At 72.2% G+C, this 22,561-nt stretch carries 19 protein-coding genes and 1 tRNA gene; 10 read left to right on the forward strand and 10 right to left on the reverse strand.

Annotated elements, in window-relative coordinates:
• Positions 1 to 16: 16 nt before the first annotated feature.
• Complete coding sequence (locus tag ACFYWM_RS04945; protein ID WP_389908670.1) at positions 17 to 3,115, reverse strand: BTAD domain-containing putative transcriptional regulator; 3,099 nt, start codon at positions 3,113 to 3,115, stop codon at positions 17 to 19.
• A 141-nt stretch (positions 3,116 to 3,256) separates the two neighbouring features.
• On the reverse strand, positions 3,257 to 3,967 hold the full coding sequence (locus tag ACFYWM_RS04950; RefSeq protein WP_389908673.1) for a hypothetical protein: 711 nt from the start codon (positions 3,965 to 3,967) through the stop codon (positions 3,257 to 3,259).
• A 181-nt stretch (positions 3,968 to 4,148) separates the two neighbouring features.
• Between ACFYWM_RS04950 and ACFYWM_RS04955 the strand changes: the two genes are divergently transcribed.
• A complete protein-coding gene (locus ACFYWM_RS04955) occupies positions 4,149 to 4,427 on the forward strand; it encodes a hypothetical protein (protein WP_389908676.1) in 279 nt (92 codons plus the stop codon).
• On the forward strand, positions 4,427 to 5,068 hold the full coding sequence (locus ACFYWM_RS04960) for a hypothetical protein (RefSeq protein ID WP_389908679.1): 642 nt from the start codon (positions 4,427 to 4,429) through the stop codon (positions 5,066 to 5,068). The genes ACFYWM_RS04955 and ACFYWM_RS04960 overlap by 1 nt, the downstream gene beginning before the upstream one ends.
• Before the next feature lie 117 nt (positions 5,069 to 5,185).
• Here the strand turns inward: ACFYWM_RS04960 and ACFYWM_RS04965 are convergent, their stop codons facing one another.
• The 3 genes from ACFYWM_RS04965 to ACFYWM_RS04975 form a co-directional block, all read right to left on the reverse strand.
• Positions 5,186 to 9,631: an FtsK/SpoIIIE domain-containing protein gene (locus ACFYWM_RS04965; protein ID WP_389908683.1), complete on the reverse strand. Its 4,446-nt coding sequence runs from the start codon at positions 9,629 to 9,631 to the stop codon at positions 5,186 to 5,188.
• 112 nt (positions 9,632 to 9,743) lie between these two features.
• Positions 9,744 to 10,037: a WXG100 family type VII secretion target gene (locus ACFYWM_RS04970; protein ID WP_362837936.1), complete on the reverse strand. Its 294-nt coding sequence runs from the start codon at positions 10,035 to 10,037 to the stop codon at positions 9,744 to 9,746.
• An 85-nt stretch (positions 10,038 to 10,122) separates the two neighbouring features.
• A complete protein-coding gene (locus tag ACFYWM_RS04975; RefSeq protein ID WP_389908688.1) occupies positions 10,123 to 12,024 on the reverse strand; it encodes a putative T7SS-secreted protein in 1,902 nt (633 codons plus the stop codon).
• Positions 12,025 to 12,221: 197 nt separating this feature from the next.
• On the opposite strand from ACFYWM_RS04975, the gene ACFYWM_RS04980 reads away from it, so the two are divergent.
• Positions 12,222 to 13,748, forward strand: a complete 1,527-nt coding sequence (locus tag ACFYWM_RS04980; RefSeq protein WP_389908691.1) for a hypothetical protein — start codon at positions 12,222 to 12,224, stop codon at positions 13,746 to 13,748.
• Between the two features lie 184 nt (positions 13,749 to 13,932).
• Here ACFYWM_RS04980 and ACFYWM_RS04985 read toward each other — a convergent pair whose 3' ends face one another.
• Positions 13,933 to 14,511, reverse strand: coding sequence for a sigma-70 family RNA polymerase sigma factor (locus ACFYWM_RS04985; RefSeq protein WP_389908694.1), 579 nt, complete (start codon positions 14,509 to 14,511; stop codon positions 13,933 to 13,935).
• Positions 14,512 to 14,949: 438 nt separating this feature from the next.
• Between ACFYWM_RS04985 and ACFYWM_RS04990 the strand changes: the two genes are divergently transcribed.
• Together ACFYWM_RS04990 and ACFYWM_RS04995 are read left to right on the forward strand one after the other, a co-directional pair.
• Entirely contained in the window at positions 14,950 to 15,819 is an 870-nt protein-coding gene (locus ACFYWM_RS04990; RefSeq protein ID WP_389908697.1) for a neutral zinc metallopeptidase, read from the forward strand.
• A 71-nt stretch (positions 15,820 to 15,890) separates the two neighbouring features.
• Positions 15,891 to 16,193, forward strand: coding sequence for a type II toxin-antitoxin system VapB family antitoxin (locus ACFYWM_RS04995; protein WP_389908700.1), 303 nt, complete (start codon positions 15,891 to 15,893; stop codon positions 16,191 to 16,193).
• Positions 16,194 to 16,270: 77 nt separating this feature from the next.
• On the opposite strand, the gene ACFYWM_RS05000 is transcribed toward ACFYWM_RS04995, so the two are convergent.
• The 4 genes from ACFYWM_RS05000 to ACFYWM_RS05015 all read right to left on the reverse strand — a co-directional run bounded on the left by ACFYWM_RS05000 (position 16,271) and on the right by ACFYWM_RS05015 (position 18,017).
• A tRNA-Ser gene (locus ACFYWM_RS05000) sits at positions 16,271 to 16,360 on the reverse strand.
• Between the two features lie 24 nt (positions 16,361 to 16,384).
• Positions 16,385 to 16,828 (reverse strand): tRNA adenosine(34) deaminase TadA, encoded by a 444-nt coding sequence (gene tadA, locus ACFYWM_RS05005; protein WP_389909309.1) that lies wholly within the window; start codon positions 16,826 to 16,828, stop codon positions 16,385 to 16,387.
• A gap of 174 nt (positions 16,829 to 17,002) precedes the next feature.
• Complete coding sequence (locus tag ACFYWM_RS05010) at positions 17,003 to 17,491, reverse strand: tRNA adenosine deaminase-associated protein (protein ID WP_389908703.1); 489 nt, start codon at positions 17,489 to 17,491, stop codon at positions 17,003 to 17,005.
• Between the two features lie 16 nt (positions 17,492 to 17,507).
• Positions 17,508 to 18,017 carry a tRNA adenosine deaminase-associated protein gene (locus ACFYWM_RS05015; protein WP_362688075.1) on the reverse strand — a complete coding sequence of 170 codons (510 nt, stop codon included), beginning with the start codon at positions 18,015 to 18,017 and terminating at the stop codon, positions 17,508 to 17,510.
• A gap of 179 nt (positions 18,018 to 18,196) precedes the next feature.
• Between ACFYWM_RS05015 and upp the strand changes: the two genes are divergently transcribed.
• The 5 genes from upp to ACFYWM_RS05040 all read left to right on the forward strand — a co-directional run bounded on the left by upp (position 18,197) and on the right by ACFYWM_RS05040 (position 22,443).
• Positions 18,197 to 18,835: a uracil phosphoribosyltransferase gene (gene upp / locus ACFYWM_RS05020; RefSeq protein ID WP_389909311.1), complete on the forward strand. Its 639-nt coding sequence runs from the start codon at positions 18,197 to 18,199 to the stop codon at positions 18,833 to 18,835.
• A 196-nt stretch (positions 18,836 to 19,031) separates the two neighbouring features.
• The gene (locus ACFYWM_RS05025) at positions 19,032 to 19,262 is read left to right on the forward strand and encodes a hypothetical protein (protein WP_389908707.1); all 231 of its coding nucleotides are present in this window, start codon (positions 19,032 to 19,034) and stop codon (positions 19,260 to 19,262) included.
• Between the two features lie 325 nt (positions 19,263 to 19,587).
• Positions 19,588 to 20,118 (forward strand): PH domain-containing protein, encoded by a 531-nt coding sequence (locus tag ACFYWM_RS05030; RefSeq protein ID WP_329087979.1) that lies wholly within the window; start codon positions 19,588 to 19,590, stop codon positions 20,116 to 20,118.
• Positions 20,119 to 20,272: 154 nt separating this feature from the next.
• Positions 20,273 to 21,634, forward strand: coding sequence for a helix-turn-helix domain-containing protein (locus tag ACFYWM_RS05035; protein WP_389908711.1), 1,362 nt, complete (start codon positions 20,273 to 20,275; stop codon positions 21,632 to 21,634).
• 107 nt (positions 21,635 to 21,741) lie between these two features.
• On the forward strand, positions 21,742 to 22,443 hold the full coding sequence (locus ACFYWM_RS05040; protein WP_389908714.1) for a FadR/GntR family transcriptional regulator: 702 nt from the start codon (positions 21,742 to 21,744) through the stop codon (positions 22,441 to 22,443).
• Positions 22,444 to 22,561: the final 118 nt, after the last annotated feature.

Genomic DNA, 22,561 nt, shown 5'->3' on the forward strand with positions numbered 1-22,561 from the left:
TGGCGTTCCGGCCCTGTCACCTCCGGCTCCGTCCGGGAGAGCCGTCGGAAAGACCTTCGGAAGAACCTTCGGAAAGGGCGCCGAGAGAGCCGCCAGAAGAGCCGTCGAGGTCGCGCAGCCTGGCGCGGACCCGCTCGGCGTCGGAGTGGCCGAGGTCGTCGAAGATCTCCAGCGCCTGTTCCAGGACGGCGCGGGCCTCCCGGTGCCGGCCGTCCGCGAGGTAGGTCGCGCCGAGCCGGGTGAGCGTGTCGGCCTCGCCGTAGCGGACGCCCAGCCGCCGGTACAGCTCCAGGGCCCGCCGGTAGTCGGAGATGGCCTGCTCGTAGTGGCCGAGGTGGTGGTGGGCGTACCCCAGGCTGTCCCAGGTGTCGGCCTGGCCGTAGTGGTCCTCAAGCTCCTCCAGGAGGACGAGGGCCTGCCTGCAGTGGCCGAGGGCCTGCTCGTGGTGACCGAGCAGGGCGTGGTACCAGCCGACCGCGTTGAGCGCCGCGGCCTGCCCGGCCCGCCTGCCCGACTTCTGGAACAGGATGAGGGCCCGCCGGGCGTGGACGAGCGCGCCGCCGTACCTGGCCTGCTGTTCCAAGACCCAGCCGAGCTGGCGGTGTGTGTGCGCCTGGTCGTCACCGTCCCCGGCGTCGGCGAACAGCGCCAGCGCCCGTTCGAGGTGGAGCCGCGCCTCGTCGTGGCGGCCCAGGTCGGCCTCGGCGCGGGCGAGCCCCCGGTGCGCGTGGGCCGTCCCGATGGGGTCGCCGAGCCTCCGCGCGGTCTTGAGCGCGATGCGCTGCGAGGTCACCAGGTCGTGCCAGTGGCCGTGCCGGTCCATGAAGTGCTCCATGGTCCAGGCCAGCCGCCAGGCGTAGGAGCGGAACTCGGTTTCCGCGACCGATCCGAGGACGGCCAGCAGCGTGGCGTGTTCGGCGGTGAACCAGGCTCCCGCCTGCTCGCGGTCGGCGAGTTCCTCGGGAAAGACCCCCGGCGCCGGGGGCGTCAGGGGGATCGGGTTGCGGTGCGGGGAGAACAGCAGGGCCGCGCGGTGGGCGGTGTGCAGGTAGTGGTCCAGCAGGCGGCGGACCGCCGCCTGACGCTGGCTCTCGGTCTCCTGGTCCCGGCTGCGCTCGGCGGCGTAGGAGCGGAGCAGGTCGTGACAGCCGTAGCGGCCGGGAGCGTGCTCGACGAGGAGGTGGGCGCCGGTCAGCTCGTCGAGCAGCACGCGCGCCTGGTGGACGGGGACGGCCCCGAGCGCCGCGGCGGCGGGAGCGCTGAGACCGGGTCCCGGATGCAGGGCGACGAGGCGGAACAACCGGGCGGCGGGCGGGGTGAGCGCCCGGTACGACCAGGAGAAGACCGCCCCGACGTGGGGGCCGTCACCGCAGTTGAAGGCGTCGAGGCTGCCGTGGACCGCCCGCAGTTCGGCGGCGATGACGGAGAGCGGGAAGGCCGGCCGGCTCGCCGCCCGCGCGGCGGCGACCGACAGCGCGAGGGGCAGCCTGGCGCACAGGTCGGTGATCTCCTGTACGGCGGCGGGGTCGAGCTCCACCCGCTCCGCGCCGAGCCGCAGCGCGAGGAACTCCCGGGCCTCGGCGTCGGAGAGCAGCCCGAGGATGAGCGAGCGGGCGCCCTCCGCGGCCACCAGGCCGGAGAGGTGGTGGCGGCCGGTGACGATGACCAGGCAGCCGGGCGCGCCGGGGAGCAGGGGCCGCACCTGCTCGGTGCCGCAGGCGTTGTCCAGCAGGACCAGCATCCTGCGGTCGGCCAGCAGGCTGCGGTACAGCGCGGTCTGGTCGTCCAGGCGGGCGGGGACGTCCCGCGACGGGACGCCCAGCGCGGTCAGGAACCCGCGGATCGCCTCCGTCGGGTCCAGAACCGTCCCTCCGGCGTCGAAACCCCGCAGGTTGACGTACAGCTGGCCGTCGGGGAACAGGTGGGCGACCCGTTGGGCCCAGTGCACCGCGAGGGTGGTCTTGCCGATCCCGGCCATCCCCTCGATCGCGATGATCGCCACGGACTTCGCGAACCGCGGCCCCCCCAGGAGCAGGTCGGACACCCGCGCGAGCTCCTCCCTCCGGCCGGCGAAGACGGGCAGGTCGGCGGGGAGCTGGGCCGGTCGCGGCGGGCCCACGGCGACCGGCGCGGACGGGGAGACCGGGGCGGCCGAAGCGGCTGCGGCGGCCGGGGCAGCCGCGCCGGCCGGGGTGACCGGGGTGACCGACGCGGACGGGGTGGCCTCGGCGACCGGAGTGGCCGGGGTGACCGACGCGGACGGGGTGGCCTCGGCGACCGGAGTGGCCGGGGTGACCGGGGTGACCGGCGCGGACAGGGTGACTGAGTCGGCCGAAGGCGTCTTGGGCTCCTCGGGCGCCGTCTGGCTGAGCACCCGCTCGTGCGCGGAGCTCAGCTCTGGGCCGGGGCTGATGCCCAGTTTCTCGGCCAGCCGCGCGTACGTCGCCCGGTAGGTGCCCAGCGCCTCGGCCCGGTGGCCGGTGGCCGCCAGGGCGAGCACCAGCCGGGCGTGCAGCGGCTCGTCGAACGGGTTGAGCGCCGCGGCCTGCTGGAGCATCGGCACCAGCGGGGTCACCGGGCCGTCGCGCAGCACCGTGTCGGCCGCCTCCTTCAGCACGGCGAGATACTCCTGGTCCAGCGCCACGAAAACCGGATGGGCCCGTACGCCGGCCGCGATCCCCTCGGCGGCCGGTCTTCGCCACAGCTCCAGGGCCTCGACGAACAGCTGTCCGGCCCGAGGCCCGTCAGGGCCCGCCTCCCTGGCCCGGTCGACGAGGTGGCGGAACCGCAGGAGGTCGAGCGTGCCGGCGTCGACGTCCAGCCGGTAGCCTCCGCCGCTGCGGGTCAGCCACCGCCCCACAGCCCTGCGCGGCAGATCCGGTTCGAGCAGCCGCCGCAACGCGCCGATGTGCCGCTGGACCACGTTGACCGCGCTGTCCGGCGGGTCCTCGCCCCACAGGATGTCGACGATCTCGGCCAGGCCTGCGGGACATCCGGCGAAGGCGAGCAGCACTGCCAGCAGCGCCCGCTGCCGGGGCGGTCCCAGGTCCAGCTCCTCGCCCTCCCGCCAGCCGTGCACGGGCCCCAGGACCGTGAACCACACGGGTCCACGCATGGGTTCTGTGACGTCATCCCGGCCCCCCGGCATCGGTTTCCCCCTGTCAGCGCCCGCTCACAGAGAGGTCCGGAGCGCGGCCATTCCTCCAGCCATGCCCATTATGGGGTATTTGTCCATATTTTTTAAGGAAGCGAGACGCTACCGGGACATCGCCTTGTCGCCATGGGGGGTCACCGCGAACCACGTGCCGCCGACGGCCTGGCCGTTCGCGTCGCCGGGCTTCTCGTCACCGGAGAAACGGTAGACGGGCCACCCTCCGATGACCAGCTGCACCCCTCCGTCGCTCCTGCGGATCGCCCCGACGTGCGACGGATCGACGCCGGCCACGTAGACGCGGCCGCCCTCCTGGACGGTCACCGGGGGCCAGGTGACGGCGCAGTCACCCTCGCAGTTCGATCGTGAGGGGTCCGCCGTGTCCTTGTCGAACCGATAGAGCGTCGACCGGTTGACGTCGACCACGTGGGCGCCCAGCGCGGGGGAGGAGACGGCGGAGAGCTCCACCCAGACCGGTGGCCGCTCCTGGACCGCCGCCCCCCTCACCGTCCCGCCGTCGCCGGTCAGGCCGTTGTCCGCGGCCGAACCGTCGACCAGCTGCGGCGCCGCGCCACTGGACGGCGGCGCGGTGTCACCGGCCGCCGGGGCGGAGGGGCTCGAAGGGGTCGAGGGGGCCTGGGCCTGGGGGGTGGCGGGCGCCGAGGCCGCCGGCGACCCGGCGGCCGGCGCGGCGTCCCCGATCGTGATGACCTTGCCGCAGCCGGAGGCGCCTGCCAGGCCGCAGAGAAGGGCGGTCACGACCAGCGCGCGGGTGTACGGCCCGCGCGCGGTGCTGCTGTTGCTTTCGAGTGTCACCTGCGGAACACGCGACGAGCGGCCCGTTCGGTTCAAGAAGGTATGACCTTTTATGAACCCGATTGCGTCATTTTTCGTGTTCCGCATGGAGGCCACGCTCACGACCGCGCTCAAGCCGCGCACACGGCCGCACTCAAATCCGCGCTCAGAACACGCTCACGACCGTACGAGGGGAGCCACGATGGCCGACATCAAAGTTCCGGGATCGGAACTGGAGGAGGTGTCGAGATCGCTCGGGTTCGTCCTCGACCACATCGACACCGACAGGTCCGGGATCGACATCGACCGGGCGGTGGGATACCCGCTGGTCGACCAGGGTGAGCACTTCGAGAGCCGCTGGAACGACGGCCGCAAGCAGCTGCACCGGCAGTGCGAGGCCATCAAGAAGGCCGTCGACCAGATCCTGGAGACGTTCAAGGACACCGACGACAAGGCCGTGGCCCACCTGGAGGGTGGCTGATGACGACCGTCGACCGCTTCGTGCTGGACGTCCCGGACTCCTGGACCGACCTCGACCTGTCCGGGAGCGTGCTCGCCGAGACCCGCGCCGCCGCCCTGGCCCTCGCCGGCAGCCCTCGCGAGCAGATCGCGGTCAACGACCTGTTCCGGCAGGCCCGCGAGATCAGCAGGGCCGCCCGCCGGCGCGGCGCCCTGTTCGCCGCCGGTACGGCCGTCATGTTCGACGACGGCCTCTTCCTCGGCTACGCGATGGTCTTCGCCGTCACCGTGCCGCCCGGCCGCGAGCTGACGCTCCCGGTGCTCGCGGCCCAGCTGTCCCCGCCCGCCGTGAGCGGGCCGGGAAGCCACGCGAGAGGAGGCGGCGGGGAGCCCGCGAACCGTACCGTCTCCTCGGTGACGCTTCCGGACATCGGGCAGGTGGCCAGGATCACCGGCACCGAGGAGGCCCCGCTCACCGCCGACATCTCGATCCGGATGCTGACCATGCACACCGTGGTCCCCATCCCCGGGTCGGCGCGCGACTACCTGATCGTCACCTGCGCGAGCCCCAACCTCCCGCTCGCCGGAGAGGTCTACGAGCTGTTCGACGCGATCAGCGGCACCTTCCGGTTCCTGCCCGCCGAGACGCCCGCGAGCGCCTGACTCCCCCGGTCTCCGCGCGTACGACCCGGCCTCCCCGCGTACGGGAACCCGGCCCGCGAGTACGTGAGCCCGAGGCCGGACGGAGGCCGGGGCGGTCCCGTCCCCCGTCCGGCGCGTTCAGCCGGTGACCGCCGTGTCCGGCACCTGCACGGTGACCAGGGCCCCGTCGCCCAGGTGCAGCAGGCCCCGGCCGGGCTGGGGAGCCCGGCCGACCAGGCCACGGGAGATCTTGACGCCGATCACCTCGCCGTCGCTCAGGCTCTGCGGGGACAGGAGCATCCCGGAGCGGTTGCGCTTGACCTGCCCGACCCAGCCGGCGAGGCCGTAGGAGAGCGCCTCGGCGTTGCCCGCCAGGACCAGCCCCCACCCGTTCCCGGCGCCGCCGCGGGCCAGGAGCGCGAGGTCGGCGTCGATCTCCGACTGCATGAACAGCTCCGCGTCGTCCACCATGATCACCGCGTTCTCCTGGGGCACGTCGCCGAGCACCGCGCGGAAGGCGGCGGCGGACACCTCGGGGTCGGTGAGGACGGCCGCCACCCCCGGCAGGCCCTCCAGCTCGCGCAGCGGCGACCGTCGCGGCGCGAGCACGATCAGCCCCGTCCCCTGTTCCAGCAGGGAGCGGGCCATCGTGACGAGCGCCGTGCTGCGGCCCGTACGGGGCGGCCCCGCGACCACGAACGTCGGCACGTCCGCCAGGTCGGGCCCCAGCCCGGCCAGGGTGTCGCCCCCGACACCGGCCAGCGGGCGCATCGGCCCGGGGTTCGCCCGCAGCGCGGACGCGGCCGGGTAGGAGACCTGGTCGGGGAGCACGTCCAGGCGTATCGGCCGGCGCGACCGCGGGACGTCGGCCTCGCGGACCGCCAGCTCCTCGCCCAGCGCGGCGAGGACGGACGCCTGCGCGGTGCCGGAGAGATCCGGGCCGAGGACCGCGATCTGCACCTCGCCGGTGTCCTGCGTCCTGATCCCCCGTCCGGGAGGCGGGTCCGACGGCGCCGACTTCTGCGTGAGGCCGACCGCCGAGTAGTCGGTACGGTCGTTGAGCCGCAGCACGATCTTGTCCTCGGTGGTGCCCGCGAACCGGGCCGACCCCAGGACGCGGTCACCGGCCAGCACCAGGTGGATGCCCACCCCCGCGCCGTCCCGCAGCAGCCGCATCAGCCGCTCCAGGTAGCTGCCGTTGTCGAAGGAGACGAACTCCCGCTCGAAGACCTCGAACCGGTCGACCATGACCACGATGTGCGGCGGCCGCTCGCCGGCCGGGGCCATCCTGCGGAACTCGGCCAGGTCGGCGGTGCCGCGCGCGCCGAGCAGCGACTGGCGGGCGCTCAGCTCGGCGGTGAGGCGGTCCAGCAGCCGGTCGAGCCGCTCCGTCTGGTTGCGGTCGACGATCGCGCCGCAGTGCGGGAGCGCGGCCAGCGCGTTGAGGGACCCGTTGCCGCAGTCGATGCCGTACAGGTGGACGTCCTCCACGCCGTGGGCCCGGCCGAGGGCGGCGGCCAGGGTCCGCAGGGTCTGGGAGCGCCCGCTGCGCGGTGAGCCGATGACGTGCAGGTGCCCCGACCGGTCGAGGTCGAGGACGAGCGCGCCGCGCGCCTGTTCGGCGGGCAGGTCGACCAGGCCGTACTCCACCGCGGGCAGTGCCGGGTCCCGTTCCCCCGAGGGTTCGGGCCCGGCCGGCTCGGTCCAGCGCAGCACCTCGGGCAGCGGCGGCAGCCACGGGCTGGGCTGCCGGGGTACGCCGGCCACCAGGGCGGCCTCCGCGACGACCCCGGCCAGGACCGCGAGGTCGGTGACGGCCTCCTCGGCGCTCGCGCCACCGGCGCCCCCGGCACCGCGCGGCACCGGCCCGCCCAGCTCGCGCCAGCTGATCTCGTGGACCCGCACCGGCGCCTCCACCTGCGCGGCGACCAGCCCGGACGGCCGCCGGCCACCCACCCGGCCCGCCTGGAAGGGCAGCAGCGCCGCCGGTCCCAGCCTCGCGTACGCCCGCCCCGGAGTGCCGGGGGAGATGTCGCCGGAGTCGGGCGCGTCGATGATGTCGCGGCTCTCGCCCGCGTCGGTGGTGCGCAGCGCGATCCGCAGGTTGGTGTTGGCGCGGATGTCCGCCGTCACCGCGCCGCTGGGCCGCTGGGTCGCCAGGACCAGGTGGATGCCGAGCGACCGGCCCCGCTGGGCGATGTTGACCAGGCCGGAGATGAAGTCCGGCAGCTCGCGGGCCATGGACGCGAACTCGTCGATCACCAGCAGCAGCCGGGGCAGCGGGCCCAGCACGTCGCCGCCCCGCGCCCGCTTGTCCAGGTAGTCCTCGATGTCCTTCGCGCCCGCGGCCGCCAGCAAATGCTCGCGGCGGCGCAGCTCCGCCCCCAGGGAGACCAGGGCGCGCTCCACCAGGTGGGTGTCCAGGTCGGTGACCAGGCCGACGGTGTGCGGCAGGTCGGCGCACTCGGCGAAGGCGCTGCCGCCCTTGTAGTCGACCAGGACGAACGTCATCTCGTCGGGCCGGTTCACCACGGCGAGCGTGGCGACCAGGGTCTGCAGCAGTTCCGACTTGCCGGAACCGGTCGTCCCGGCCACCAGCGCGTGCGGCCCGTCCCGGACCAGGTCCACCGAGAAGTCGCCGTCGTAGCCGGTCCCCAGGATCGCCCGGGTGCTGCGACCGCCCAGCGCCCAGCCCGCGACGACGGCGCCGGTGGTCGGCGGCTCGATCCCCAGCAGGTCCAGCAGCCGCACCGAGCCGGGGAGCGCGCTCTCGTCGCCGTCCCCGACACCCCGCAGCGGCGCGAGCGCCCTGGACAGGTGCTCGTACCAGCCGAGGTCGGGAGAGTCGACGCGTACGTTCTCCGGCGGCGCTCCCGGGCCGGTGCGCACCAGGACGCCCTCGGGGCCGGTGGCCACCACCGCGGCGCACTCCTCGGGCAGCAACCGCTCCTCGAGGTCCAGGCAGATCGTGTAGACGCCCACCGAGGGTCCGTCACGCAGCAGCGCGACGACTCCCGGCAGCGACCGCGCCCGGCGGGCCTCGTCGAGCACCACCAGGATGTCCGGCGAGCCCGCGGCACCGCCCCTGGGCACCCCGGGGCCCGCCGCCGTCCGGGCGGCGACCAGCTGGCCCAGCTCGCCGATCCGGCGGGCCATCGAGTCGGCGGTGCTGCCGACCAGCGCGTAGGCGTCCTCGCCCTGCGGCCGGCAGTGCGGCAGCCAGCGCACCCACGACCAGCCCTCCTCGCCGCCGGGACCGGCGAGCACCAGGATCCGCAGGTCGGCGGGGCTGTGCAGGGCCGCGGCCTGGGCGGCCATCCATCCGGCCAGGCTGGCGGCGTCCCGGCCCGCGACGCCGGTCACCCCGGCGCCGCGCAGCGAGATCGGCACGGGGACCTGGGTGAGCGACGGCACGGTGGTACGGCGGTGCTCGTCCAGCGCGGGATCCTCCACGGTCAGCGAGGAGGGCAGATCGGCGGTGCCCACCCGCACCTCGAGGAAGTCGGGATCCTGCCAGCGGCGTTCCCACAGCCGTTCCGAGGGCTGGGAGGCCATCTGGAGCAGGGACGCCGGGTCGGGGTGGGAGAGCCGGAGCACGTGCTGCTCCCGCAGTACGGCGGCGTCCACGTCGGCGCGCACCCGCGTCATGGTCTCGTCGTACTCGCGGAGCTTCTGTTCGTAGCTGATCTGCGTCTGCTTGCGGCTGCCGAACTGGGTCGCCAGCGCGCCGATCGGCGACAGCAGCGCGAGGAAGATGAACACCCAGTTGCCGGTGACCAGGATGGAGACCAGGGCGCCGCCCGCCGGGACCAGCAGGATCGGCAGCAGCGGGATGGGCCTCTTCTCCGGCTTGACCGGCGCGGACGGCAGCCGGAAGCGGGCGGCGGCGCCGGTGGCGCGGAACCGCGGCGGCCGGTTGAACTCCAGGCCCAGCCCGTCCGCCGCCGGGGTGAGAGGGACCCGCGCGGTCGTCGGCAGGGCGAGTTCCAGCAGGGTGTCACCGGCGGCGAGCTGGCTTCCCTCCAGCCAGTCGTCCCAGTCGCCGGAGCCGTCTTGGTCTTCCCGGTCTTCCCGGTCGCCGGAGCCGGCCGGTTCCCTGCCGTCCAGCAGGACGTGCTCGGCCGCCGTCACCCGTACGGTCCGGTCGACCCGGACGCGCACCCTGGCGGCGATCGCCGGGGCTCCGGGGGGCAGCGGGACCCGGCAGGTGGCCGCGCTGCCGATCTCGTACTCGCCGGGCGGCAGCCGGAAGGACGTTCCCGCCCCCGGACCGCTGACCACCCTCAGCTCCACCAGGCCCTCGGGCTCCGGCTCCCGGGGTACCGGGGCGCCGAGCCCGAGGTCCAGGCCGTCCCGTACGCCGGCGGCGTACAGGGTGGCCTCGGGGTCGGCCGGATCGGGGCCGATGTAGAGGACCGGCCCGGTTCCCGAAGGGCCCCCATCGCCTTCGGGATGTCCGAGGTCGACGGCCCGCGCCAGCTCCACGGCCAGCCGTCCCACTCGCGCGGAGGGTTCGGTGTCCACGACGACGGCCGTGGAGGCCCCGTTCTCCCTCGGGTCCCGGACGCTGATGTTCAAACGCACGGCAATCGATTCCTCGTGTGTGAGTGGTGTGGCGCGCCGCGACGGCGACGCGCGGACGGCCGTGTCCCGGCCCGGGACACGGAGCCGGTCCCCGCCACGACAGGCGGTCCCGTTACGACAGGTTGGAACCCAGCTGCTCGTCGGTCTGGGAGAACGCGTCGCCGACGGCCTTGACGTACTGGCCGATGCCCTGCAGCGACTGGTTCACCTGGTCGAACCCCCGGGCGAACTCGTCGAAGAAGGGCTGGAACTTCTGCTGGGCGGCCGGGGTGCTGTACCCCTGGGCCAGCAGGTTCTGGATCTTGCCGCGTACCTCGGTGAGCTTGTCCTGGAGCTGGGAGAAGTCGTTGAGGAGCGCCGTGGAGGTCGAGGCGGTCTCGTCGGAGTTGACGGCGAAGTTGGGCATTTGTTTCTCCTGTTTCGATTGTTTTCGTCATCCGTCCACCGGCGGTGGAGGTCTGTGGGGCCCTGCCTGGCCTGCCCGACGGGGTTCAGGGAGTGGTCGGCGAGGGCGGGAGGGGGATGTCCTGCGGCTCGGTGGAGTCCGAGGCGCCCTGGGAAGGCTGAGAGGAGGACTGGGAGGACTGGGAGGACTGGGAGGACTGCGGGGACTGCGGGGACTGGGTCGGACTCGTCGGCGACGGGGGCAGCGGGACGTTCGCCGCATCGACAGAAACCGGCCTGGACCCACCCGTCGGAGACGGAGGCAACGGAACATCCGCCGCATCAACAGAAGTCGGCCTGGACCCACCCGTCGGAGACGAAGGCAACGGAACATCCGCCGCATCAACAGAAGTCGGCCTGGACCCACCCGTCGGAGACGAAGGCAACGGCACGTCCGCTGGATTGACGGCGGCGGGCGCCGGTGGCGGGGTGCCCTTGATCGGGATGATCGAGTCGATGCCCTCCGAGGCGGCGCGCTTGCCCACCGGGCCGACCGCCAGCGGGAGGAAGTTGCCCGCCTCGTTGAGGATCGCGGCGTTGGGATCCTGGCCCTCCGCGACCGCGACACCGACCTTGGCACCGCTGGAGGCGCCTTCCTGGATCAGGCCGAGCCCCTGCTCGGTGGCCTTGTCACGCAGGCTGGGAGGCGGCTCCGGAGGCTGGACCTTCCCGGCACCCCCGACCGCGGCCCCGGCAGAACCCGCGGTCCCCGTGGCACCCGCAGAGCCCGCAGAGCCCGCGGGGCTCGCGGGGCTCGCGGGGCTCGCGGGGCTCGCGGGGCTCGCGGGGCTCGCGGGCGGGGGAGTGAAGGCGCCCCCGGCGAACTCACCGTCCTTGGCGGCCCGCGCTCCCTTGATGCCCGCCCCGACCACGGCTCCCGCGGCGGCGCCCGCCAGCAGGTTGCCCGCGGTGATCTCCTCGCCGTTGAGCTTCTTGACGATCGCCTCCTGGCCGACCCGCACGCCGAAGTCGCCGACCGCTCCCACGGCCAGGTTCCCGGCCGGGCTCTGGAAGATCACCGTGAAGGCCTTGCTGTTGGTGATCGTGTCCGCGAACTTGGTGATGCTCCCGGGGATCACGCGGACGAAGCCCTCCTGCGCCGAGGCCCCACCGGCCAGCGCGGGGGTGACCTTGCCGAAGGTTCCCGTCGCCCTGCCGCCCAGTTTGAGGAGGGCGCCGCCGGGAACGAGGGCGAAGATCCCCGCCGCGAAGTCACCGGCCTTGAAATCGCCGGTGACGATCTGTTGGGCGGTCTGGAAGGCGAACAGCGCGGCCCCGAAGAGAAAACCGGCCACCGGGAAGAACACGGCGACCACCGCGACGAGGATGTCGATGAGGATCTTGACGAACGGGAAGTCCGCGAAGAAGTCCGCGATCTTCTGGAAGAAGTTGCGCTCGGGGATCGCCTTCGCCGCCGCGTCGTCGAGCTCCTGGCCCGCCCGCCGGGACGCCTGCTCGCGGAGGTTCCTGGCGTCCTCGGCCAGGCGCCTGGCGGCCGACATCGTCTGCTGGGCGGCGTCGATGCCGTCCTGCTGCCGGCGCGCGTCCTCCCGCTGCTGGTCGGTGGCGTCCGGCGCGAACGTGGGAGCGGTCTGGCCGGCCGCGCCCGCCACGGGCCCGGCCTGGTCCATCGCCCTGTCCACCTGCGACTGCGCCTCCTGCAGCTGCCCGGCGTAGGTCTCGTACGCGCCGGCCGCCTGGGAGAAGGACTGCGCCGTCTTGTTCAGCTTGTCGGGCAGCGACTTCAGCTGCTTGCGCAGCGCGTCCATCGCCTTTCCCGAGCCCTGCTCCACGGCGCCGCCGCTTCCCAGGATCCGGGTGGCGGTCTCGGCCTGCTCACCGACCTGCCGGTAGCGGTCCGCGAGGCGCCGGATCTCGTCGGGATCTCCGGGGGTGGGGTCCTCCGACATGCCGAGCACGTCGAACCCTGAACTGTGTCGTCGCGGCACCTGACCCCCCCGGATGATGACTGCCTGCCCGACGTACACGGAGCCTTCACCACAAAAGGTTCAAACCCGACATATGCGAAATTGCGTCGAACCCTTTTCGCGTCCGCCACGTGTGCCCTGTGAGGCGCGGTGGGGCGTCCGGTCCCCCGGGTGCCTGACCAGAGCGCGGCGGGCGCCGAGAAGATGGGTGGAACCACATGGTGAGCATCGGCGGCTCCGGCGCGGCCCGCCGGCCCCGTAAGGGCTCCGGGCGGGCGGCCCTGCGACGGGTGGCCACCGTCGTGCTGCTGGCCCTGGGCTCCGCCCTGTACCTCGGCTGTCTCGGCGGGACGGCGGTCGCGAGAAGCGACGACCTCGTCAAGGCGAACGACCTCGTCAAGGTGTACGTGGTCAAGACGGCCGAGCAGAACGGCGGGACGCCGGACACCCTGGCGAACGCCGCCGCGCGCACCCTGGGCGACCCGAACCGGGCCGGGGAGATCTTCGAGCTCAACCGCGGGCGCACCCAGGCCGACGGATCCGCCCTGCGAGACCCCACCGACCTCAGGGCGGGCTGGATCCTCAAACTTCCCGAGGACGCGCGCGGCCCCGACGTCCGGCTGGCCCAGGAAACCGGCGGCGGTACCGGACAGCCCGAAGGCACAGGACAGAACGGCGAAACAGAACAGAACGGCGACACGGGACAGCCCGAAGGCACGGGACAATCCGGGAGCGCCGCGAACACGGCACCGGCCGAGGTCCAGCCCCCACCCCAGGCCCCCGCCGCGATCGTGCTCCCGCTCCCGGCCGCGCTCGCGGGGCTGGGCACCCTGCTGCTCGCGCTGCTGACCGCCGGGATCATGGCCAGGCGACGGGTGCGGCGCGCGTTCGGCGCGGTGGCGCGCGCGGTCCACCGCCTCGGGGAACCGGTTCGCCGGGCGCGCAGGCTCAGGTTCAGGAGGTCGCTCACGACGACCTTCGCGGGGGACGGGGAGTCCCTTCGGGTGGCCTACGAGGCACTGGCCGAACTAACCGGCCCTCTCACCGGCCCTCTCATCGTCCCCGGGGATCATGCCGTACACGCGATCTCCGTCGGCGGCGAGGGAGTCACCGCGTGGGTGGCGACCACCGGCGCCCCACCCGCCCCCTGGCAGGATCTGGGCGAGGCGCGCTGGTGGCGCCCGGCCGGCGCCTTCGCACGCCCCGCCGCCCCCCGCCGCCCGGACGTCCCCGCGCCGTGCCTGGTCGCGGTGGGCGTGGACGAGCGGGGCGGGAAGGTCTTCGTGGACCTCGGACGGCTGGACGGGGCGCTGAGCGTCACCGGTGACCGCGGGGTGGCCCGCGACGTCGTGCAGGGGCTGCTCGCCGGGGTGGCCCGCGACAGGCCGTCGGTGCCGGTGGCCGTGATCCAGGTGGCCGACGGCCCGGCCGTCGCCCTTCCCCCCACCATGCCGAGGGTCGAGCCCTCCGGACGGCGTACCGCGGGCGTCCCGGTCGCCGCGCGCGGGACCGGCACGCTGCGGGCGACGGCTCGCCCCCGCCCGCTGGAGGGGCTGCTGGTCGTCCCCGGCACACCCGCGGCGCGGGAGAGCGCCGACCTGGCCGCGCTGAGCGGCCCCGGAGGGCTCGGCTGGACCGCCCTGGTGTGCGGGGACGCCGACGGCGCCCACTGGCGCTGGCGGGCGGCCCCGGACGGCTCGGTGGAGATCCCCCTCCTGCGGCTGACGGTGACGGCTCCGGCGTGATCGCGCCTGGCGGTGACGGTCCCGACATAGTCACGGCCGGCAGCGGCGACCCCGACGTGATCACGGCTGGCGACGACGACCCCGGCTTGATCACGTTTGGCGGTGACGGTCCCGACACGGCCACGGCCGGCGACGACGGCCCCGGCCTGATCACGTGGAACGCGGCGGGCCGGCCGCTCCGCCCTCAGGCCGCCCTAGGGCTCTCGTACCGCTCGTGCGCCCGCAGGTGGTTCAGCGCGTAGTACTGCCGGGACTTCACCGTGCCGATCGGTATGCCGAGGACCTTGGCCGCCTCGCTCACGGTGCGTCCCCGCAGGTAGGTGTGGACGAGCACCTCGCGGTGCTCCGCGGAGAGCGAGTCGAGCATCCCGGTGACCGTCACCGCGGCCGCCACCGTGTCCGCGTGGTCGCGCTGCAGCACCTCCAGGGTCTCGGTGCCGATCACCTCGTAGCGGTGGAACCCGCTCCGGGACCGGTCGATCACCAGGTTCCTGGCGACCGTGAGCAGCCAGCCGCGTACCGACCCCTGCGAGTCGTGCAGGCGCTCCGCGTGGTGCCAGGCGCGGATCAGCGTCTCCTGCACGATGTCCTCGGCCAGGTGGCGGTCGTGCAGCAGTTTCTCCGTGTAGGCCAGTAGCGCCTTCTCGTGCTCGCGCACGAGCAGGTCGAGGCGGTGCTCCCGCGAGGTCTCCGGTGGCGTGGACCCCCGCGGGAGGGGTTCCGGCGGGACGGCGGGCGGTACGCGCAGCTGGGACGTCTTCATCTTCTCTTCCGGAGAGGCAACGGGCCGGGCCGTCGCGGGCGGACCCGCGCCGCCGTGTGATCGGTGCACGGCCCGGGAGACCCCGTACCGTGCGCGAGAGCAGAAAATAGGCGAACCCTCGTGCCGAGAAAGTGCCGAAACCGGTACGGCCCCCGGATCGCCGGTCAGGGCCGGGTTCCGGCCGCCTCACCTGCCCTGACCAGCCGTTCAGTCGCGTAGACGGATTTTTGGGGGGAATGTCCACAACAGCGAAGGGAGAAGTCCGCCCCGCCCGGTGGACGCGGCAGGACCCGAGGGCGCCCCGCCCCGGTCACCTGATCACCCGAGTGATCACCCGAGCCACGGTGCCTTCCCCGAGGGGGTGTCCGGCCCCGTCGGCATGGTCGGCCCTCCCCTGGGCAGTCGGAGGGTCCCAAGCGGATCGAAGGGACGTCGGCGATGGATTTCAAGGATGACGCCCAGCTGGACAGCTCGCAGGTCGAGAGTCGCGGCGGCGGCGGGGGAAGGATCCCCGGTGGCGGTATCGCGATCGGCGGCGGCGCGGCGGGGATCATCGCGCTCATCGTGGCCCTGATATTCGGGATCAACCCGGGGGACATCACCGGCGGCTCCTCCCAGCCCGCCCCGGTGGGGCCGAGCTCCGACCTCACCGCCCAGTGCAAAACCGGGCAGGACGCCGACCAGAACGAGGAGTGCCGGGTGGTCGGGGTGGTCAACAGCATCCAGGACTACTGGCCGAAGGCGGTCCAGGGGTACGAACCGGCCAAGACCGTCATGTTCTCCGGCCAGGTCAACACCGCCTGCGGCGCCGCCGACGCCTCCGTCGGCCCCTTCTACTGCCCGGCCGACCGCCAGGTCTACCTGGACCTCAGCTTCTTCAAGGAGCTGGAGAGCAAGTTCGGCGCCAAGGGCGGCCCCTTCGCCCAGGCCTACGTGATCGGCCACGAGTACGGCCACCACGTCCAGAACCTGCTCGGCACCAACGCCAGAGCCCAGGAGGGCCCGGAGAGCGGCCCGGAGAGCGGCTCTGTCCGCCTGGAGCTGCAGGCCGACTGCTTCTCGGGCGCCTGGGCCAAGAACGCGTACGAGACCGGCCTGTTCGAGAAGCCGTTCACGAAGACGGACATCGAGGAGGCGCTCAGCGCGGCCTCCGCTGTGGGTGACGACAGCATCCAGGAGCGGACCCAGGGCCGGGTCAACCCCGAGGGGTTCACCCACGGGACGTCGGCGCAGCGTGTCAAGTGGTTCACCACCGGTTACCAGAGCGGTGACCCCGGCAAGTGCGACACCTTCGCCGGGAGCATCTGAAAACAGGCTCTGAGCTGGGAGGAGAGAATCCCGCCAGGCAAGAGACGGGATTCTCTCCTAAACTACATACCGTGATCTTCAAGTTGGTCGGCGACGAACGGCCCTATCCAGAACACGGTCTCTCGCATCGCGAGTGGGCCCAGATACCGCCGCGACAGGTCCGGCTCGACACCCTGATCACCACGAAAGCGGTGCTCGACCTGCACTCCCTGCTCGCCAAGGACTCCACCTTCTACGGCGACCTGTTCCCGCACGTGGTCCAGTGGCGCGGCGACCTCTATCTGGAGGACGGCCTGCACCGGGCGCTGCGCTCGGCCCTGCACCAGCGCTCGGTCCTGCACGCGCGGGTCCTGGACCTGCCCTCCGGGGAGTGAGCCCCTCCGCCCACGGATCGTCTCGGTGACAAGCGAAGAGCCCCCGACCCGCGCGTGCGGATCGGGGGCTCTTCCCGTGGCGGTGGAGGTGGGATTTGAACCCACGGATAGGTTGCCCCATCACACGCTTTCGAGGCGTGCGCCCTCGGCCACTAGGCGACTCCACCGCGGAGCAGCTTACCGGATAACCGCTATTGCTCGCGCATCCGTCGAGCGGTGAAGAACTCGGTGAGAACCGCCGCGCACTCGTCGGCCAGGACGCCCCCGAGGACCTCGGGCCGGTGGTTGAGGCGGCGGTCCCTGAGCACGTCCCAGAGCGACCCCGCGGCGCCGCCCTTGGGATCCTCGGCGCCGTAGACGACGCGGTCGACCCGGGCGAGCACGGCGGCCCCCGCGCACATGGTGCAGGGTTCCAGGGTGACCACCAGCGTGCAGCCGCTCAGCCGCCACTGGCCGCGCGATCTCGCGGCCTGCCGCAGGGCGAGCATCTCGGCGTGCGCGGTGGGGTCGGCCGAGACCTCCCTGTCGTTCCCCGCCCGTGCCAGCACGGAACCGTCGGGACCGAGGACGACCGCGCCGACGGGCACGTCCCCCCGGGCTCCGGCCTCGGCGGCCTGCGCGAGGGCGAGCCGCATCTCCCGGACATAACCCACCGGAACCGGACCGCTCACCGCACACCCACCGGCACCGCATCGCCCGCCGACGCCGGGCCGATCGACAAGCCCAACGGCGCCGAACCGGTCGGCAAGACCACCGGAACCGGGCCGGTCAGCGCGTCCGCCCGCGTCGGGCTGGTCACGGCGTCCCCGTCAGCGCAGCCGGTCGAGCTCGTCGGCGAAGGCCAGCCGCTCGGCGATCACCGAGAGCGTGTCCGCGGGGAGCGCGCCCTCCTCCATGCTGAGCTCGACGAGCTCCTCGGAACTCAGCCCGAGGTCGTCCAGCAGCTCGAAGTCGCCCGCCGGCCGTACGCCCAGGTCGGGGGTGTCCTTGTCGACCGCCACCCCGGCGAGCTCGGTGAAGAGCTCGCCCAGGTCGTCGGAGAGACCCGCGTGGGCGTCGGACAGGAACGTGCGCGGTTCCAGATCGCCCTGGTAGCGGACGATCGCGAACCACTCGTCCTCCACCTCCACGCACAACAGGGCCAGCTCGTCACCGGTGAGCCCCAGATGCTCCTGGACGGCGTCGCCGAGGTCGTCGGCGATCTCCGCCTCGCTGAGATCGACCTCCGCACCGTTCCAACCGTCCGTCGTACGGACGAAGGCGGCGGAGAACACACTGTTGGATGGTCTGGAGGGCATGGCCGATCTCCCGAGGTCAGCCGAACACAGAGTCGATGGCGCGTTCGAACGGCTCGGAGAACCCCAGCCGCGCGGCGATGCTTGACAGGACGTCCTCGGGGAGGAGGTCGATATCCCCTGACAGGATGCCGAGCTCCATCTCGTCGAGACCCAGGTCCGCGAAGATCGACAGGTCGCCCGCGGGGAGCGCCGTCTCCTCGTCCTGGAGGATCGCGTCGAGTTCGTCCTCGTCCGGAACCGGCACGTCCAGGTATTCCAGCGCCTGCTGCGCGAGCGGGAAGTCCCAGGACGCGGCGATGTCGGAGAGGAAGACCTCGACCCTCTCACCGAACACCCGTAGCGCCACGAAGAACTCATCCCCAACGGCGACCAGGCCAATCGTGCCGTTCATGCTCGGCTGCTGGCGCAGGGCGTGGATGAGGCCCTCGAGGTCGGAGGTGAGCGACACCGGGAGCATCTCCGCCTCCCAGCGGTCGTCCTCGCGGTAGATCACGATGGCAAAGTCCAGCGAGTCTTCGTCTGACATGGCCATCCCCACCGAATGCTTTCTCTACGGAGGTCAATGCTTTCAGAAGCGAAGCACCGACGTGGGCCTCTCCGACCAAATTGTGATCAAATCCGAGCGACCGGACGATGTCCGGCGGGTGTGGCCCGTCATCCCCCCGGCTCATCGCCGTCCGCCGGCCCAGGATACCTTTGACCACCATGGAAACCCTGGTCGTCGACCATCCCCTGGTTGCCCACAAGCTGACCGCGCTGCGGGATGTGAACACCGACTCCCCCACGTTCCGGCGGCTCGCCGACGAGCTGGTGACCCTGCTGGCCTACGAGGCGACCAGGCAGGTCCGCGTCACCGAGTGGTCGGTGGAGACCCCCGTGGCCCCCGCCGAGGGCGTGCGGCTGGCGCACCCGTACCCGCTGGTGGTCCCGATCCTGCGCGCGGGGCTGGGGATGCTGGAGGGCATGACCCGGCTGCTGCCGACGGCCGAGGTGGGTTTCCTCGGGATGATCCGCAACGAGTCCACGCTGGAGGCGGAGACCTACGCCACCCGCCTGCCCGAGGACCTCTCGGGCCGCCAGGTCTACGTGGTCGACCCGATGCTGGCCACCGGCGGCACCCTCGCGGCCGCGATCAAGTTCCTCTTCGACCGGGGCGCCGACGACGTGACCGCGCTGTGCCTGCTGGCCGCGCCCGAGGGGATCGCCCACCTCGACGAGGCCTTCGCCGGCACCGGCAGGCCGATCCGCCTGGTGACCGCGGCCCTGGACGAGCGGCTGAACGAGAACGGCTACATCGTCCCCGGCCTGGGCGACGCGGGAGACCGCCTCTACGGCGTCGTCTGAGACGCTCCCGGTCTCTCCCGTACGACGGCCCGCGGGCCCGGCCCCGGGATTTCCAGCACCATCCTTTTCCCTTGAAGGATGGTTCTTCTACTCACCGACCGTTACACGATGCGGTTCTCCGGGTACTAAGCGTGGCGAAGACATCTCTTCTGTGTCCCCGGTCCGCCGAGGCCGCGGGCGCACACCAGGGAGAACCATGAGCGAGCGAATCATCCCGGACACCGAGCCGGACCCGTACGCGGAGTTCAGCGCCGCGCTCAGGGACGAGTTCTCGGAGATCCATCCGGCGACCACGGTGACCCGCTGCGTGGAGGCGGCCCACTACGGAGCGCTGGAGGTGGTCGGCCACGCCCATCCGGCACTGGTCGAGCGGATCGCCCGCAAGCACCTCGAGGTCCTCGCGCTGGTCGCGAGCGAGCGCGGGTGACGCGGGCGGCGGACGACGGCGGGCGCGCCGGCCGGAAGTGCCCCGCGAGGGCCTCGGACAGGATCCTCGCGACGCGCACGAGACCGAATCGGCCGATGCGCTTTACCTCGGCATGGCCCTGGGTAATGTATATGGCGGGTGCAGTGGGTGAGCGGTAGCAGGAGGCCAAGGTGCAGGTCAAAAAGGTTCTAACGTACGGCGCTGTCGGATTTGTGGCGTTTTTCCTGTTCACACGACCAGGTGACGCGGCCAACGCTGTGAGGGGTGCCATGGACACGGTTTACACGGCGGCCGATTCTCTGGCCCAATTCGTCTCACATCTGTCATGAGGCTCGTGACCCACGGGGACTCCGCTCCCTCGTCGGTCAACCGCTATCTGCTCCCCCACGAACACCAGGTCATCATGGTGCGGCGTCACCCGGCCGTGCTGCTTCGCGCTGTCGCCGAGGTCTTCGGCGGCCTGATCCTCGCCGGACTGCTGAGCAAGTGGTTCGGCGACCAGGGCGGTGGCGGCGCGCTCGTCGTCGTCTGGTGGGCCTGGCTGCTGTTGCTGATCCGCTTCGTCTGGAAGGTCGCCGAGTGGTCCGTCGACTACTTCGTCGTCACCTCCAAGCGAATGCTGCTCACCACGGGGCTCATCACCCGCAAGGTCGACATGATGCCGCTCGGCAAGGTCACCGACATGAGTTTCCAGCGCTCGATTCTCGGCCGCATGCTCGGCTACGGCGAGTTCGTCCTGGAGTCGGCGGGTCAGGACCAGGCGTTGTCGAGGGTCAATTACATCCCGTACCCCGAGACCCTCTACCTGGAGGTCTGCCAGATGCTCTTCCCCGGGGGTAACGATTCGGATGATTAGCATCCCGTGCCGCAATGGCACGGGAATGTGTGTCCGCGGAACATGAGCACCGTTGACACTTTCCGGTGAGGATTTTTCACTCGGGGTTACCTGATTCGACTTCTTCATGCAATCATGGCGAGAACATTGACCATCCTTCGCCCTGAGAGATCAGATGCCGAGTCAGGGAACCATCGGTGACCGCGTCCGCGGACTGCGCCTGAGCAGGCGTATGTCCCAGGCCCAGCTCGCAGGGCCGGACCTTTCCGACAGCTACGTCTCCCTCATCGAGTCCGGCAAGCGGACCCCGACCCCCGTGGTCGCCCGCCTGCTGGCCGACCGCCTGGGATGCACCACCGAGTTCCTGCTGCACGGGATCGAGCCGCGCCAGCGCATCGACACCGAACTCGGCCTGCGCCACGCGGAGCTGGAGCTCCTCCACGGTGACCCGTCCGTCGCGGCCGACCGCTTCGGCGAGATCGTCAAGGTCGCCGGCGAGGAGAACGCCATGCTGGCCGCGCACGCGCGGTTCGGCCGCGCCCGCGCCCTGGAGGTGCAGAACAAGATCGGCCCGGCGGTGAAGGCCTTCGAGCGCCTGCGCCGCGAGGCCGCCGCCCATCCCGAGCGGCTGGCCGACCTGCCGCTGGCAGTGGCGCTGAGCCGCTGCTACCAGCGCGCCGGAGACATCCTTCGCGCCCGCGACCTGGCCGTCCACGCGCTCGCCGAGATCAACCGGCTGCCCCTGGCGCAGGGAGAGATCGCCATCGAGCTGGCCGCCGCCCTGACGGGGATCGGCGGCACCCGCGAGCCGGGCTCGCCGAGCCTGTCCTACGTCCGGGACGTCCTGTCGGTCAACGGCGTCCCCGGCGTGGTCAACCGCACCGCGGAGATCCACACCCTCTGGCGGGCGAGCGTCACCGCCGCCGACGGCGAGGACTCGGCGCTCGCCGTCCGCCTCGCCGACGACGCGATCGCGACCGGCCGCCCGGCGCGGATGGCCGCGCAGCTCGCCCTCATCGCGACCGACTGGGCCCGTCTCGCCGTCACCGGTGGCGACGAGCCGCTCGACGAGGCCCGCGAGCTCGCGACCGCCGCGAGCGAGGTCTTCGCCGCGTTCCCCGAGCACGTCCACGAGCACGTCAGGAGTCTCGTCGTACGCGCCCATGTCCAGCTGGGGGCCGGAGACCCGCAGGGCGCGACCGCCCTGGCCGGAACCGCCCTCGACACGCTGGGCGACCGGGCCGGCACCCTCGCGGCCACCGCGCAGCTGGTTCTCGCCCGTGTCGCGCTCGCCCGCGGGCTGGGCGGCGACGCCACGGCGGCCCTGCACACCGCCAGGCAGTCGCTGAGCGGCGTCCGCCACGACCTTTCCGGTCCCGACCGGGAGGCCGCGCGGACCTGGCGCGACCTGGGAGACCTTTACGGCCAGGTCGGTGTGGTCGACGAGCAGACCGGTGCGTATCGTAAGGCTCTTGAGGCTGCCGGAGTGCGCGACGCGATGGTGGGCGTGACAGTCGATTCGGCTCTGGTCCGTTAAGACGGCCCGCTGCCGAAGTCCCAGATTTGTTTTTGCACCTCCGGAATAACTAGGGTCTACCAGTCATTGATTCGTAGGATGATTGGTTTCTCCGGAGGAGGCGGACGGTGAGTCTGCGTACGGCGCAGCGAGCATCCCTCGTCGATCAGGTGATCGATCAACTCAAGGAGCAGATCACCTCTAACTCCTGGCAGATGCACGCGAAGATTCCTACTGAGACCGTGCTCGCCGAGCAGCTCGGGGTGGGGCGCAACACCGTGCGTGAAGCGGTGCGCGCCCTCACCCACGCCGGGCTGCTGGAATGCCGCCAGGGCGACGGGACGTACGTCCGTGCCACGAGCGAGCTCTCCGGGGCCATGCTGCGGCGGCTGCGCACGGCCGAGCAGCTCGAGATCCTGGAGGTGCGGCGCGCCCTGGAGGTGGAGGCCGCCAGACTGGCCGCCACCAGGCGCACCGAAGCCGACATCGCCGGCATCGAGGCGGCGCTGGCCGAGCGGGAGCGGGCCTGGGAGCGGGGAGAGCCCGACGCGTTCGTCGAGACCGACCTCGCCTTCCACATGGCGGTCGTCCGCGCCACCCACAACCAGGTGCTGATCGATCTCTACGAGGACTTCTCGGCGGCGCTGCGTGCCAGCATCACCGCCGCGGGCACCTCGCTGAACAGCACCCTGAACAGCACGTACATCCCGCACGAGGCGATCGCCCGCGCCATCGCCGTCGGTGACGCCGCCGCCGCCGAGCGCGCGGGTCACGCGTGCATGGAGCACATCCTCATCGCCCTGACGGAGGAGCAGGAGCTCTCTCTCTGACCCTGCCCTTCCTCGCCTTCTCATGACGTGGGGCCCCCCCCCCCGCCCGGGGGGGGGGGCCCCGGGAATATAAAGTGAGTTAGGCGGAGGGAAAAAAAGGAGGATGGGGAGGTGTGGG

It is taken from the genome of Streptosporangium sp. NPDC002721, assembly GCF_042888905.1.
In the GTDB taxonomy this organism is placed as follows: domain Bacteria; phylum Actinomycetota; class Actinomycetes; order Streptosporangiales; family Streptosporangiaceae; genus Streptosporangium.

What these genes read in the sequence shown, in the direction of transcription:
- ACFYWM_RS05030 (WP_329087979.1), top strand. Translation starts at nt 19,588, where the DNA reads ATGAGGCTCGTGACCCACGGGGACTCCGCTCCCTCGTCGGTCAACCGC.
- ACFYWM_RS05010 (WP_389908703.1), bottom strand. Translation starts at nt 17,491, where the DNA reads ATGCCCTCCAGACCATCCAACAGTGTGTTCTCCGCCGCCTTCGTCCGT.
- ACFYWM_RS04985 (WP_389908694.1), bottom strand. Translation starts at nt 14,511, where the DNA reads ATGAAGACGTCCCAGCTGCGCGTACCGCCCGCCGTCCCGCCGGAACCC.
- ACFYWM_RS04980 (WP_389908691.1), top strand. Translation starts at nt 12,222, where the DNA reads ATGGTGAGCATCGGCGGCTCCGGCGCGGCCCGCCGGCCCCGTAAGGGC.
- tadA (WP_389909309.1), bottom strand. Translation starts at nt 16,828, where the DNA reads ATGCGGCTCGCCCTCGCGCAGGCCGCCGAGGCCGGAGCCCGGGGGGAC.
- ACFYWM_RS04945 (WP_389908670.1), bottom strand. Translation starts at nt 3,115, where the DNA reads ATGCGTGGACCCGTGTGGTTCACGGTCCTGGGGCCCGTGCACGGCTGG.
- ACFYWM_RS04970 (WP_362837936.1), bottom strand. Translation starts at nt 10,037, where the DNA reads ATGCCCAACTTCGCCGTCAACTCCGACGAGACCGCCTCGACCTCCACG.
- ACFYWM_RS05025 (WP_389908707.1), top strand. Translation starts at nt 19,032, where the DNA reads ATGAGCGAGCGAATCATCCCGGACACCGAGCCGGACCCGTACGCGGAG.
- ACFYWM_RS04955 (WP_389908676.1), top strand. Translation starts at nt 4,149, where the DNA reads ATGGCCGACATCAAAGTTCCGGGATCGGAACTGGAGGAGGTGTCGAGA.
- ACFYWM_RS05035 (WP_389908711.1), top strand. Translation starts at nt 20,273, where the DNA reads ATGCCGAGTCAGGGAACCATCGGTGACCGCGTCCGCGGACTGCGCCTG.
- ACFYWM_RS04960 (WP_389908679.1), top strand. Translation starts at nt 4,427, where the DNA reads ATGACGACCGTCGACCGCTTCGTGCTGGACGTCCCGGACTCCTGGACC.
- ACFYWM_RS04990 (WP_389908697.1), top strand. Translation starts at nt 14,950, where the DNA reads ATGGATTTCAAGGATGACGCCCAGCTGGACAGCTCGCAGGTCGAGAGT.
- upp (WP_389909311.1), top strand. Translation starts at nt 18,197, where the DNA reads ATGGAAACCCTGGTCGTCGACCATCCCCTGGTTGCCCACAAGCTGACC.
- ACFYWM_RS05015 (WP_362688075.1), bottom strand. Translation starts at nt 18,017, where the DNA reads ATGTCAGACGAAGACTCGCTGGACTTTGCCATCGTGATCTACCGCGAG.